14 protein-coding genes are annotated in these 12,242 nt (G+C 68.8%); 8 read left to right on the top strand and 6 right to left on the bottom strand.

Annotated elements, in window-relative coordinates; translation table 11 throughout:
• The first annotated feature begins 58 nt into the window (after positions 1-58).
• The 7 genes from OG804_RS27600 (at position 59) to OG804_RS27570 (ending at position 5,619) form a co-directional block, all read left to right on the top strand.
• Complete coding sequence (locus OG804_RS27600; RefSeq protein WP_328391390.1) at positions 59-481, top strand: M67 family metallopeptidase; 423 nt, start codon at positions 59-61, stop codon at positions 479-481.
• Between the two features lie 50 nt (positions 482-531).
• Complete coding sequence (locus OG804_RS27595) at positions 532-807, top strand: MoaD/ThiS family protein (protein WP_328391388.1); 276 nt, start codon at positions 532-534, stop codon at positions 805-807.
• 6 nt (positions 808-813) lie between these two features.
• Positions 814-1,776 (top strand): PLP-dependent cysteine synthase family protein, encoded by a 963-nt coding sequence (locus OG804_RS27590; RefSeq protein ID WP_328391386.1) that lies wholly within the window; start codon positions 814-816, stop codon positions 1,774-1,776.
• 864 nt (positions 1,777-2,640) lie between these two features.
• Positions 2,641-3,360: a rhomboid family intramembrane serine protease gene (locus OG804_RS27585; RefSeq protein ID WP_328391384.1), complete on the top strand. Its 720-nt coding sequence runs from the start codon at positions 2,641-2,643 to the stop codon at positions 3,358-3,360.
• A 69-nt stretch (positions 3,361-3,429) separates the two neighbouring features.
• A complete protein-coding gene (locus OG804_RS27580; protein ID WP_328391382.1) occupies positions 3,430-4,194 on the top strand; it encodes a cyclic nucleotide-degrading phosphodiesterase in 765 nt (254 codons plus the stop codon).
• Positions 4,195-4,237: 43 nt separating this feature from the next.
• Positions 4,238-5,011 (top strand): ribonuclease PH, encoded by a 774-nt coding sequence (gene rph, locus OG804_RS27575; protein ID WP_328391380.1) that lies wholly within the window; start codon positions 4,238-4,240, stop codon positions 5,009-5,011.
• The gene (locus OG804_RS27570; RefSeq protein WP_328391378.1) at positions 5,011-5,619 is read left to right on the top strand and encodes a non-canonical purine NTP pyrophosphatase; all 609 of its coding nucleotides are present in this window, start codon (positions 5,011-5,013) and stop codon (positions 5,617-5,619) included. The genes rph and OG804_RS27570 overlap by 1 nt, the downstream gene beginning before the upstream one ends.
• Positions 5,620-5,658: 39 nt before the next feature.
• On the opposite strand, the gene OG804_RS27565 is transcribed toward OG804_RS27570, so the two are convergent.
• The 3 genes from OG804_RS27565 to OG804_RS27555 form a co-directional block, all read right to left on the bottom strand.
• The gene (locus OG804_RS27565; RefSeq protein WP_328391376.1) at positions 5,659-6,018 is read right to left on the bottom strand and encodes a DUF3817 domain-containing protein; all 360 of its coding nucleotides are present in this window, start codon (positions 6,016-6,018) and stop codon (positions 5,659-5,661) included.
• A complete protein-coding gene (locus tag OG804_RS27560; protein WP_442941649.1) occupies positions 6,015-6,539 on the bottom strand; it encodes a transcriptional regulator in 525 nt (174 codons plus the stop codon). Before OG804_RS27560 ends, OG804_RS27565 begins: the two co-directional genes overlap by 4 nt.
• A 65-nt stretch (positions 6,540-6,604) precedes the next feature.
• Complete coding sequence (locus OG804_RS27555; RefSeq protein ID WP_328391372.1) at positions 6,605-7,480, bottom strand: oxidoreductase; 876 nt, start codon at positions 7,478-7,480, stop codon at positions 6,605-6,607.
• 177 nt (positions 7,481-7,657) lie between these two features.
• On the opposite strand from OG804_RS27555, the gene OG804_RS27550 reads away from it, so the two are divergent.
• The gene (locus tag OG804_RS27550; RefSeq protein ID WP_328391370.1) at positions 7,658-9,706 is read left to right on the top strand and encodes an ATP-dependent DNA helicase; all 2,049 of its coding nucleotides are present in this window, start codon (positions 7,658-7,660) and stop codon (positions 9,704-9,706) included.
• A 25-nt stretch (positions 9,707-9,731) separates the two neighbouring features.
• On the opposite strand, the gene OG804_RS27545 is transcribed toward OG804_RS27550, so the two are convergent.
• The 3 genes from OG804_RS27545 to OG804_RS27535 all read right to left on the bottom strand — a co-directional run bounded on the left by OG804_RS27545 (position 9,732) and on the right by OG804_RS27535 (position 12,231).
• Entirely contained in the window at positions 9,732-10,274 is a 543-nt protein-coding gene (locus tag OG804_RS27545; protein WP_328391368.1) for a DoxX family protein, read from the bottom strand.
• 98 nt (positions 10,275-10,372) lie between these two features.
• A complete protein-coding gene (locus tag OG804_RS27540; protein WP_328391366.1) occupies positions 10,373-11,734 on the bottom strand; it encodes an NCS2 family permease in 1,362 nt (453 codons plus the stop codon).
• 245 nt (positions 11,735-11,979) lie between these two features.
• Positions 11,980-12,231, bottom strand: coding sequence for a hypothetical protein (locus tag OG804_RS27535; RefSeq protein ID WP_328391365.1), 252 nt, complete (start codon positions 12,229-12,231; stop codon positions 11,980-11,982).
• Positions 12,232-12,242 lie beyond the last annotated feature (11 nt).

The following is a 12,242-nucleotide window of genomic DNA, read 5'->3' as shown; positions in this document are numbered from 1 at the left end:
CAGTTGTCGGCTGTGACGGGTCGGCGATGGCCGAGACGACAGGTGGAAGGGTTCGATTGTGCTCGTGATCAGGGCCGACCTCGTGGACGCGATGGTCTCCCACGCCCGCGCCGACCATCCCGACGAAGCCTGCGGCATCATCGCGGGACCCGAAGGATCGGACCGGCCCGAGCGGTTCGTGGCGATGATGAACGCCGAACGGTCCCCCACCTTCTACCGTTTCGATTCCGGCGAGCAGCTGAAGGTCTGGCGGGCCATGGACGACGCCGACGAGGAGCCGGTGGTGATCTACCACTCGCACACCGCGACCGAGGCCTACCCCAGCCGCACCGATATCTCCTACGCCTCCGAGCCCGGCGCCCACTATGTGCTCGTCTCCACCCGCGACGCCGAACAGCACGAACTGCGCAGCTACCGCATCGTCGACGGCACGGTCACCGAGGAGCCGGTGCACATCGTCGACGCCTACGAAACCGCCTGAACACCAGAGATTTCCGACCCCTAGACCGAGAAACACAGCGAGGAGCACCCATGCCGGTCACCGTGTCCATCCCGACCATCATGCGCACCCACACCGGAGGCGAGAAGCGAGTGAAGGCCGAGGGGTCCACGCTCGCCGCGGTGATCGACGATCTGGAAGCCAACCATCCGGGGCTGGCCGAGCGGCTGCTCAACGACGGCAAACTGAACCGCTACGTCAACATCTACGTCGACGACGAGGATGTGCGGTTCTCCGGCGGCCTGGAGACGACCGTCGGCGAAGGGGCCACCGTGACGATCCTGCCTGCCGTCGCCGGCGGGGCCTGACGGCCCGTGGCACGCTACGAATCGCTGATCGCGACCCTCGGCGACACCCCGCTGGTCGGCCTGCGCAGCCTGTCCCCGCGCTGGGAAGGCGAGCAGCCGGTGCGGCTGTGGGCCAAGCTGGAGGACCGCAACCCCACCGGGTCCATCAAGGACCGCCCGGCGCTGCGCATGATCCAGCAGGCCGAGGCCGACGGTCTGCTGAGCCCGGGTTGCACCATCCTGGAACCCACCAGCGGCAATACCGGGATCTCGCTGGCCATGGCGGCGAAACTCAAGGGGTATCGCCTGGTCTGCGTCATGCCGGAGAACACCTCGGTGGAGCGGCGGCAGCTGCTCACCATGTTCGGCGCCGAGATCATCGATTCACCGGCGGCGGGTGGTTCGAACCAGGCCGTGGCCAAGGCCAAGGAGATCGCCGCCGCGAACCCGGACTGGGTGATGCTGTACCAGTACGGCAACCCGGCCAACGCGCTCGCCCACTATGAGACGACGGGTCCGGAGATCCTCGCCGACCTGCCCGAGATCACCCACTTCGTCGCCGGTCTGGGGACCACCGGGACACTGATGGGAACCGGGCGGTTCCTGCGGGAGAAGGTTCCCGGAATCGAGATCGTCGCCGCCGAGCCGCGGTACGGCGAACTGGTCTACGGCCTGCGCAACATCGATGAGGGTTTCATCCCCGAACTGTACGACGAACAGGTGCTCACCAGCCGCTTCTCCGTAGGCCCCTACGACGCCGTGCGCCGCACCCGCGAACTGGTGCTGGAGGAGGGGATCTTCGCCGGCATCTCGACCGGCGCCATCCTGCACGCCGCGCTCGGTGTCGCGAAGAAGGCGATCGCCGCCGGTAAACGGGCCGATATCGCGTTCGTGGTGGCCGACGGCGGCTGGAAATACCTGTCCACCGGGGCCTACGACGGCACCCTCGAAGAGGCCGAGGAACGCCTCGACGGCCAGCTCTGGGCCTGACACCGGCACAACGCCGCCGGGGTCCGGCCCCTGCCGCTGGATCGGCGCAGTGACCGAGCGAGTACGGCATCCGACCGTCGGCTGCCGCGTGCGACCCGCCCGCGTTCGACATCCTGCCGAGACTGCCGGCCTTCTCGGCGTCAGGTGTGTTCCCCTGGCGACTGGTGAGCTGCGCAGCCGAGGTCGAGGCAGCGGCCTTCGTCGGTCGCCGCCCGCCGGGTTGTGCCGGTATCGATGCAGCCGTCTACGCAACCTCTCCGGCACCGTCGCGGCCGCCCACCCCCGGTGCCTCCGGGCCGAAGCGAACGACTCCCGCACCCCGAGAGCGCGCAGCCGCCCATCGGTCCCCCGCCCGTCGAACCCTTCAGCCTTTTCCAACTGCGCACCCCCGCTCGCCCGCCCCTTCCAGATAATCTGTCTCTGAGGCCCGCATACACCCACCGCATCGATCCTTCCCGGACCGCCGACCTCCAAGGCCGGGGCCCGCCCCGGTTCTGGAGCGACAGAGTGAAGGAGCGCAGCGACTGAGCGCCGGAGTGAAGAACCGGGGTTGACGAGGGCCCCGACCCGCGCCGCCGAAGGCGGGGCAAACCCACACAGTCGGGGCCCGCCCTGGTTCTGGAGCGACAGAGCGACAGAGTGAAGGAGCGCAGCGACCGAGCGGCGGAGTGAAGGAGCGGGGTCACGAAGGCCCCGACCCGCAACACCGAAGGCGGGGCAAACCCACACAGTCGGGGCCCGCCCCGGTTCTGGAGCGACAGAGCGAAGGAGCGCAGCGACTGAGCGCCGGAGTGAAGAACCGGGGTTGACAAGGGCCCCGACCCCGCGCCGCCGAAGGCGGCGCCATAGATACAGGAGATGGTCATGACCGGTGGTGGACCGCTGGGCGCTTCGTTCGACCCCGACCGTATCGCCGCACTCCGTCCGGGTCGCGGCAGCGGCCCGGTCTCCGGTTCCGCGGGCGGCGGCCGGTTCGTCGCGAGCAGACGCACTTGGGCGCAGGCCGGGGTTCTGACCGTCGCGTTCCTGGTTCTGCTGTATCTGATCGAGGCCGTCGACGCGATGATCGACTTCAGCATCGATCGGGCGGCCGGGATCGAGCCCCGCGATATCGACGGCCTGGACGGCATCTTTTTCGCCCCGCTGCTGCACCACGGCTGGGACCATCTGATCGGCAACACCCTGCCGGTGCTGATCCTCGGTTTCCTCACGCTGGCCACCGGTATCCGCCGGGGTCTCGCCGCCACCGCGATCGTCTGGGTCGTGGCCGGTGTCGGCACCTGGTTGACCGGCGGTGCGGGCAGCGTCCATGTGGGCGCTTCCTCGCTGGTCTTCGGCTGGCTCACCTATCTGATCTGCCGTGGCTGGTTCGCCCGGCAGATCGGGCAGATCGTGGTCGGCCTCGTGGTGCTCGTCCTGTACGGCTCAGTGTTGTGGGGCGTCTTGCCCGGTCAGGACGGAATATCCTGGCAGGGACACCTTTTCGGCGCAATGGGTGGACTGTTCGCCGGGTGGGTACTCTCCAGTGATGAACGTCGACACCGTCGTCAACTCCGCACCGGGTCACCCGTCCCACCCCGGTGACCGCGGGTGCGGCCAGTATTTTCGGGGGATGCGGTCTTGAATCGGGAAACATCGTGGCAGCATGGTGATATGCGCCTCACCGTCCTCGGGTGCTCGGGCAGTGTGTCCGGCCCGGATTCCCCCGCGTCGGGTTATCTGCTGACCGGTCCGGATATGTCGCCGGTCGTTATCGATTTCGGCCCGGGGATCCTGGGTGCGCTGCAGCGGTACGCGGATCCGGGACAGGTGTCGGTCTTTCTCACTCATCTGCACGCCGATCACTGTCTGGACATGCCCGCGCTGCTGGTGTGGCGGCGCTACCACCCGAGTCCTCCCACCGGGCAGGCCATCGTGCGCGGTCCGTCGGATTCGCCGGTCCGGATCGGTAATGCCTCGGCAGAGGTCGGCGGCGAATGCGACGACTGGTCCGATGTGATCGATTTCCGCCCGTGGTCCGAGGGCGAGACGGTGGAGTTCGGGCCCGGCCACACCATCACCGCTCGGCGGATGTACCACCCGCCGGAGTCCTACGGTCTGCGGATCGTCACCGCCGCGGGGCGCACCTTCGTCTACACCGGCGATACCGCGGTCTGTTCGGCGGTCCAGGAACTGGCCGAGGGCGCTGATGTCCTCATGGCCGAAGCGTCCTGGACCCACGATCCCGCGAATCGTCCCGAGGGTATTCACCTTTCGGGTACCGAAGCCGGTCGGATCGCCGCCGCGGCCGGGGTCAAGGAACTGCTGCTCACCCATATTCCGCCGTGGACTTCCCGCGAGGATGTCATCGCCGAGGCCAAGGCCGAGTTCACCGGCCCGGTGCACGCGGTGACCCCCGGGGAGACCTTCGACCTGTAGCCCCCGCCATCTCCGGGCCCGGGTCCCCCACTACGCTGGGCGCGTGTCGAGACGAGCCGATGGCAGGGCGGACGACGAACTCCGCGAGGTACGGATAACTCGAGGCTTTACCACGCACCCGGCTGGTTCGGTGCTGGTGGAGTTCGGGCAGACCCGAGTGATGTGCACGGCCAGTGTCACCGAGGGCGTCCCGCCCTGGCGACGCGATTCCGGCCTCGGCTGGCTCACCGCCGAATACGCGATGCTGCCGGCCGCCACTCACACCCGCAGCGGCCGGGAATCGGTCAAGGGGAAGGTCGGCGGCCGCACCCAGGAGATCAGCCGGTTGGTCGGCCGCTCGCTGCGCGCCTGCATCGACCTCGCCGCGATCGGCGAGAACACCATCGCCGTGGACTGCGATGTGCTGCAGGCCGACGGCGGCACCCGTACTGCCGCCATCACCGGCGCGTATGTGGCACTGGCCGACGCTGTCACCTATCTCGGCGCCGCGGGTGGCCTGGCGGATCCGCAGCCGATCTCGTGCGGGATCGCCGCGGTGAGTGTCGGTGTGGTGGACGGCCGGGTCCGGCTCGATCTTCCCTATGAGGAGGATTCGCGCGCCGAGGTCGATATGAACGTGGTCGCCACCGATACGGGAACGCTGGTGGAGATCCAGGGCACCGGTGAGGGTGCGACCTTCCCGCGATCGACCCTCGACAAGCTGCTCGACTCCGCGCTGGCCGGTTGTGAACAGCTGTTCATCGTGCAGAAGGAAGCGCTGGCTCTGCCCTATCCCGGTGTGCTGCCGGAGACGCCCGAGCCCACGAAGAAGAAGTGATGAGCCGCCGGGTTCTGCTCGCCAGCCGCAATGCCAAGAAACTGACCGAGCTGCGCCGCATCCTCGATGTGGCCGGCGTGGCGGGTCTGGAGATCGTCGGGCTCGATGATGTGCCGGAGTATCCGGAGGCCCCGGAGACGGGGGCCACCTTCGAGGAGAACGCGCTGGCCAAAGCGCGTGACGGTGCCCGGGCCACCCGGTTGCCGTGTATCGCCGACGATTCCGGTATCGCGGTGGACGCGCTCAACGGTATGCCGGGCGTGTTGTCGGCGCGCTGGTCCGGTCGCCACGGTGACGACGCCGCGAACAATGCCCTGCTGCTGGCACAACTCTCCGATACTCCCGACGAACGCCGTGGCGCCGCTTTCGTCTCGGCGTGTGCGCTGGTGATCCCGGCCGGCGCCGAGATCGTGGTGCGCGGTGAATGGCCGGGCACGATCGCCCGGGCCGCGCAGGGTGACGGCGGCTTCGGCTACGACCCGCTGTTCCATCCCGACGGCGGGGAACGCAGCGCCGGGCAGCTCGCCCCGGCCGAGAAGGACGCGGCTTCGCATCGCGGACGGGCGCTGGCCCAGTTGCTTCCCGCGCTCGCGGCGCTGTCCCGCTGACGGTCGCGGCCCGGCCGGCGGCCGGGCCGAACTATCCGGTCAGAGTCCGAAATCCCGCTTGACCTGCTGGGTGTTGCGGTGCTCGACGAAGAACGACAGCAGCGGGATCGTGCCCGCGAGCAGGGTGCCGACGGTGCGTTTGAGCGGCCAGCGAACTTTCACCGCGAGATCGGCGGTGAGGATCAGATAGATGAAGTACGCCCACCCGTGCACGACCGCGATCCAGCTCGGTGTGTGGACCCCGAACCCGTACTTGGCGATCATTTCTGCGGTGAGGAACAGCAGCCACAGACCGGTGACCCAGGCGAGTACGCGATAGCGCAGCAGCGCGCCCGCGATCTTCCGGTCCCCGATGGTCCCGGCCGCGGGTGCGGCGGTGGCTTTCTCGCTGGCGGTCAACCCGCGCTCCTCTCGGTATCGCGGGGCGCGCCCGCGGTGCTGCCCGCGGTGTTCAACCGGGCCAGGTAGCTGTTGTATTCGGCGAGTACCGGATCGTCGTCCCGGGTCGCGCGCGGACGTTCGGGGAGGAATCCGGCCGGGATCTCACGTGGAGCGTGGGCCGTAGTGGTCCGGCGGCCGGTGATCAGACCTGCCCGGGCGCCGGACGTGGACCCCGGCAGGGGTGAACCTGTCCCGGCGGTCGCCGGATCGTCCGCGGTGACGCCGCCCGGCACGGACGTGTCGGGGGTGTCGGACTCCTGTTCCAGCCGTACGAACCGGAAATACGCGAACAACGCGAATCCCGCGAACAGCGGCCACTGCAGCGCGTACCCGAGGTTCTGCGCGGTGCCACTGGCCGAGGCGAACCGCTCCCACTGCCACCAGCCCAGCGCGAGCGCGGTGAATGCGAGCACGACCACCAGGAGAACCAGGGCCGGGCGATGCACGGTGCGGCGGGGCGTTGCGGACACGGCTACCACGGTACCCGTCTACTACACGGACCGTAGTGTGAGGTGGGCATCGCGGGAGCCGGTATCGCCGCCGGTCAGAACTTGTAGACGACCCCGGTCAGCCGCTCGGATTCCGCCCACAGACGGCGCCACAGGTCGGTGTTCTTGGACAGACGGGTCGACGGGGAGGCCTCCACCGGGCCCTGGGACTGGAACAGCCGGGTCGGGCCCCAGTACGTTTCGGGATCGGCATCGGGCGTCGTGGCCGCGAACAGCGTCGAATGCGCGGCCTTGGACGGTGCATGCCCGACCAGGCGGATCACCGGTTTGCTGACCCAGTCCAGCGGGGTTTCGGTGCGGGTGAACAGTTCGGTCGCCGAGACACCGGGATGCACCCCGTATGACCGTTTCGCCGAGCCGGCCTCCGCCAACCGCCGCTGCAGTTCGCGGGCGAACATCAGATTCGACAGTTTGGCCTGCGCGTATGCCAGGTTGCGCTGGTAGCGGCGGTTCTCGTAGTTCAGGTCGTCGGCCCAGAACTTGGGCGTCTGCTTGTGGGCGATACTGGCCAGCGTCACCACCCGGTCGCGCATCCGGTCGAGCAGGAGACCGGTCAGCGCATAGTGGCCCAGGTGGTTCACTCCGAACTGGGTCTCGAAACCGTCGACGGTCCGCGAGAAGGGCACGTTCATCAGTCCCGCGTTGTTGACCAGCACATCGAATTCGCCGGTGGTTTCGGCGAATTCGCGCACCGAGGACAGGTCGGCGAGGTCCAGCCGCCGGACCTCGAGATCGCCGCCGATGGAGTCGGCGACCTTCTTGGCCTTCTCGGTGTTGCGGCAGGCCATCACGACCGTGGCCCCTTTGGCTGCGAGTACCTTGGTGGTCTCCGCCCCGAGCCCGCCGTTGGCTCCGGTGACGACGAAGGTGCGCCCGCGCTGGTCGGGTATCTGATCAGGTTTCCACGCCATGACCCGACCTTACTTCTGAGTAAGATCGCTGGGAAGAGCGGAGCGCGCGTCCGGAAGAACCGGCCGGTCCGTCATCCCCGAGACCACCCCGCCGGCGACTCCCGGTCGGCGATTTCGAAGACCGCCCGGTCGGCGACTCCGCGCACGACTGTCGGTGCGGCGCAGTAGGCTGCCCGAGTGCCCGAATTCCCGCCCGTATCAGACCTGCTGGCGACCGCTGTGACCGCGCTCGGCGGCAAGGAACGCCCCGGGCAGATGACCATGGCGGCCGCGGTGGACAACGCGATCGAGAACAAAGAGCATCTGGCGGTCCAGGCCGGGACCGGGACCGGGAAATCGCTCGCCTATCTGGTGCCCAGCCTGCGATACGCGGTGCGCACCGGGCGCACCGTGGTGATCTCCACGGCGACCATCGCGCTACAGCGCCAGCTGGTGGACCGGGATCTGCCCCGTCTCGCCGAGGCGCTGGCGAAACCGCTGGGTCGCGCGGCGGAGTTCGCGATCCTCAAGGGGCGCAACAACTATCTGTGCTTGAACAAGATCAATAGCGCGATCCCCGACGAGCCCGCCGAGGCGGAACTGTTCGACGCGTTCGCCGTCTCCCGGCTCGGCCGCGAGGTCAAACGGCTCAACGAATGGGCCTCCGACACCGAGACCGGCGATCGCGACGAGCTGGCGCCCGGCGTCGGCGACCGGGCCTGGCGGCAGGTCAGCGTGTCGTCACGGGAATGTCTGGGCAAATCACGCTGCCCGTTCGGGCAGGACTGTTTCGCCGAACGGGCCCGGGCCGAGTCCGCGCAGGCCGATATCGTCGTCACCAACCACGCGCTGCTCGCGATCGACGCCATCAGCGGGGTGCAGGTACTCCCGGAACACGATCTGGTCGTAGTGGACGAGGCGCACGAGCTGGTCGACCGTGTCACCGGTGTGGCCACCGCCGAACTGTCGCCCACCGCCGTCAGCACCGCTGCCCGCCGCTGCACGAAACTCGTCGACGAACAGGAGGTGGACCGGCTGGAGGCGGCGTCCGAAGCGTGGCACACCGCCCTCGACGAGTTGCCCGCGAACCGCTGGGACGCCCTGCCCGACGGTATCGCCGAGGTACTCGCGCTGATCCGGGACGCCGCGTGGAACGTCCGCACCGCGCTCAACCCGCAGGGCTCCGGCGGGCCCGGCGCCGATCCGGAGGCCGCGGCCGGCCGGAACATGGCCATCGCCGCGATCGAGGAGATCCACGACAGCGCGGTCCGCGCACTCACCGCCTTCGACGAACCCGATCCGGCGGCGCGCCGCGATGTGGTCTGGTTGTCGGCCGACGAGGTCCGGGGCGTCACCCGCCGCACCCTGCGGATGGCCCCGCTCGCCGTCGGCGGGTTGTTGCGCAGCCAACTGTTCGGCGCGGCGACCGTCGTACTCACCTCGGCGACACTGCAGATCGGCGGGTCGTTCGACGGCCTGGCGCGCACCTGGGGGTTGCCGCCGCAGTCGAACACCCGGGTGGATCCGGCGATGGCCAACAGCGCCGAGACGCCCGGTGACGCCGATACCGTGCGCTGGACCTCGCTCGATGTCGGATCGCCGTTCGATCACGCCAAATCCGGGATCCTCTACGTCGCCCAGCATCTGCCCACCCCCGGCCGCGACGGTCTTCCCCCCGCCTACCTCGACGAGATCGAGGGGCTGATCTCCGCCGCGGGCGGCCGCACCCTGGGGTTGTTCTCCTCGATGCGCGCCGCGAAGGCCGCCACGGAGGCGCTGCGCAAACGCCTGGACACACCCATTCTGTGCCAGGGCGACGATTCCACCGGCGCGCTGGTGCGCAAGTTCGCCGACGATCCCGAGACCTCCCTGTTCGGCACCCTCTCGCTCTGGCAGGGGGTGGACGTCCCCGGCCCGTCGCTGAGCCTGGTGATCCTGGACCGCATCCCCTTTCCCCGCCCCGACGATCCGCTGCTGGCGGCCCGGCAGCGAGCCGTCGAGTCCCGCGGCGGCAACGGATTCCTCACGGTCGCCGCCAGCCACGCCGCGCTGCTCCTCGCCCAGGGCACCGGGCGGTTGCTGCGCAGTGTGGACGATCGTGGAGTCGTCGCCATTCTCGATCCCCGGCTGGCCACCGCCCGCTACGGCGGTTTCCTGCGCGCCTCGCTGCCCCCGTACTGGGAGACGGCCGATCCCGCGGTGGTGGTCGAGGCCCTGCGCCGCCTGTCCGCCGCGGCGACAATCTGAATCCGGCTCCGCTACTCCGGAGTGCTCAGAGCACGGCCTTGAAGAGCAGGGTGAGCGCCGCGGCGACCACCGCCACCACGATCGCCACGATGGCCCAGATCAGTCCGCCGCGCGCCCACGGGCGGTGGTGGTCCACCGAGAACCGGCCCGGGCCGGTGAACGCGAGGGCGGCCGCGACCGCGGCGAAGAGCAGGCCTGTCTCGTAGCCCTGGCCGGTGAGCAGCCCGCCGCTGAAGGTCGTATTGATGATGACGATGGTGGTGCCCAGCACCACGGCCGCGCCCAGCGGGGACAGCGCGCCGAGAGCCAGCAGCAGCCCGCCGACGAATTCACTGAGCCCGGCGAGCGTGCCGAAGAAGTCGCCGGGGTTGAAACCCATCTGCTCGAAACCGGCGTTGTTGGCCGTAAGGCCGGGCCCGTCGAACCAGCCGAAGAGTTTTTGGGTGCCGTGCGCGGCGAACAACAGGCCGAACACCAGTCGCAGGATGAGCAGGCCGATATCGGCGGACAGGAGTCCACCTCGGCTCGTAGATGTGTCGGTACGGTCCAGCGTCGAATCAGAAGTCATCGGAACCCCTCATTCATATCCGGATACTTAGCCAGGGAAACAAACGGACCGGGGTCCGAATACTGCCGTTGATCGGACCAACCCGGCCCCCGCACACGCTATTCCGCCAGGAAGAAGAAATACCCGAGAAAGATCAGCGTCAGCACCCACATCACCGGGTGCACCTCCCGGAAACGTCCCCGCGCCGCCATCACCACCGGGTAGAAGATCATCCCCATGGCCAAACCGTTCGCGATCGAGTAGGTCAGCGGCATCATCACGATGGTGATGAACGCCGGCACCGCGAACTCCAACCGGCTCCAGTCGATATCCCCCAGCGACCGTGCCATGAGCACGCCGACCACGATCAACGCGGCCGCCGTCACCGATCCCGAAGCCGCCACCACCGCGAAAATCGGGTAGCAGAACATCGCCACCGCGAACCAGCCCGCCGTCACCACCGCGGTCAGCCCGGTCCGGCCGCCCGCCGACACACCGGCCGTCGACTCCACATAGGCGGTGGTGGTGGACGTGCCGATCACCGCGCCCGCCATGGTGCCCACCGCGTCGGCGGACAGCGCGCTCGCGGCCCGCGGCAACTCCCCCTTGCTATTGAGCAGACCCGCCTGATTGGCGACCCCGATCAGTGTTCCCGACGCATCGAAGAAATCGACGAACAGCATGGTCAGGACCACCACGGCCATCTGCGCGGTGAACGCGTCGGGCAGGTGGATCAGGGCCTGCCCGAAGGTCTCGTCCAGACCTCGCGGCAGCGCGGCGATACCTTCGGGTACATCGACGAGCCCGAAGATCATCCCCACCACCGCGGTCAGCACGATGCCGTACAGCACCGCCCCGTGCCAACCGCGCACCAGGAACACCACGGTCACCACCAGGCCGAACAGGGCGAGCACTGTCGTGCCCTTGGTGAAATCACCCAGTGTCACCAGGGTCGAATCACTGGCCACCACGATGCCCGCGCTCTTGAGCCCGAGGAACGCCACGAAAACCCCGACGCCCGCCGCCACCGCCAGCTTCAACTGCAACGGAATCGCGTTGAGGATCTTCTCCCGGATCCGGGTGATCGCGAGCACGAAGAAGATCAGACCCGACAGGAACGTGCCCGACAGCGCGACCTGCCAGGGAATCCCCATCCCCAGCACCACCGAGAACGCGAAGAACGCGTTCAACCCCATACCCGGCGCCAGCGCGATCGGATACCGCGCCCACAAACCCATCACCAGGGTGCCGGCCACCGCCGAAACCGCCGTCGCGGTGAACACCGCCTGCGTCGGGATGCCCTGATCACCGAGGGCGCCCTGATCACCGAGGATGGACGGATTGACGGCGAGCACGTAGCACATCGCCAGGAACGTCACCGTTCCCGCCATCAACTCGCGCTTCATGGTCGAACCGTGCACCCCGACAGCGAAGTACGTGTCGATCCGCCCGCGGGTCCGGGTCAGAAGAGCAGTGGCCATGGGACCTCCAGTCGGCTGAGCGTGACATCCTGCCGCGCACCGGCCAGGCGCAGCAGGAGAGCGGACCGGAGTCCGGCAGGCACTCGCCGGGCGGTCCCGATCCGGTGCCCGGCACCAGCGCTCCGACCCGGAACGCGACAGCCCACACCGCTCCCACTGGTGGATTGCGCAGTACGACAGTGAGAGGTCCGGCGCCCGGCAGCGCCAGTGGAACGGTATCCGATACTCGTTACGAACCGAAGTCGTCAGCATCCGGACGCCCAGAGCGCCGGACCTCGGGCCCCGGACCCCCGGTCGCCGAGCACGGCGCCCCGCGCAGGCAGAGACGACGGCGCAGACCAGCGGTGCGGCAGCTGAGCCTCGGGGTCGCGCCGGGCCCGGAGCTCGGCCGCGGCGATGGCTCCATCGGCCGCCGACACATCGGCGATCCGCTCGACAACGTTCGGGTAGCGCATCGCGCCGACGCCGCCGTCGAGATCGATGGCCGCCGCGGGCACACCTCCCTGCG

This window comes from Nocardia sp. NBC_00416 (genome assembly GCF_036032445.1).
GTDB lineage: Bacteria > Actinomycetota > Actinomycetes > Mycobacteriales > Mycobacteriaceae > Nocardia.
The sequence above is the reverse complement of the archived record's forward strand: the minus strand, read 5'-3'. Positions and strand labels throughout refer to the sequence as shown.

Bases quoted from the DNA above. Each gene is read 5' to 3' on its own strand.
- OG804_RS27595 (WP_328391388.1), top strand. From the start codon at position 532: ATGCCGGTCACCGTGTCCATCCCGACCATCATGCGCACCCACACCGGA.
- OG804_RS27555 (WP_328391372.1), bottom strand. From the start codon at position 7,480: ATGGCGTGGAAACCTGATCAGATACCCGACCAGCGCGGGCGCACCTTC.
- OG804_RS27540 (WP_328391366.1), bottom strand. From the start codon at position 11,734: ATGGCCACTGCTCTTCTGACCCGGACCCGCGGGCGGATCGACACGTAC.
- OG804_RS27545 (WP_328391368.1), bottom strand. From the start codon at position 10,274: ATGACTTCTGATTCGACGCTGGACCGTACCGACACATCTACGAGCCGA.
- OG804_RS27585 (WP_328391384.1), top strand. From the start codon at position 2,641: ATGACCGGTGGTGGACCGCTGGGCGCTTCGTTCGACCCCGACCGTATC.
- OG804_RS27580 (WP_328391382.1), top strand. From the start codon at position 3,430: ATGCGCCTCACCGTCCTCGGGTGCTCGGGCAGTGTGTCCGGCCCGGAT.
- OG804_RS27570 (WP_328391378.1), top strand. From the start codon at position 5,011: ATGAGCCGCCGGGTTCTGCTCGCCAGCCGCAATGCCAAGAAACTGACC.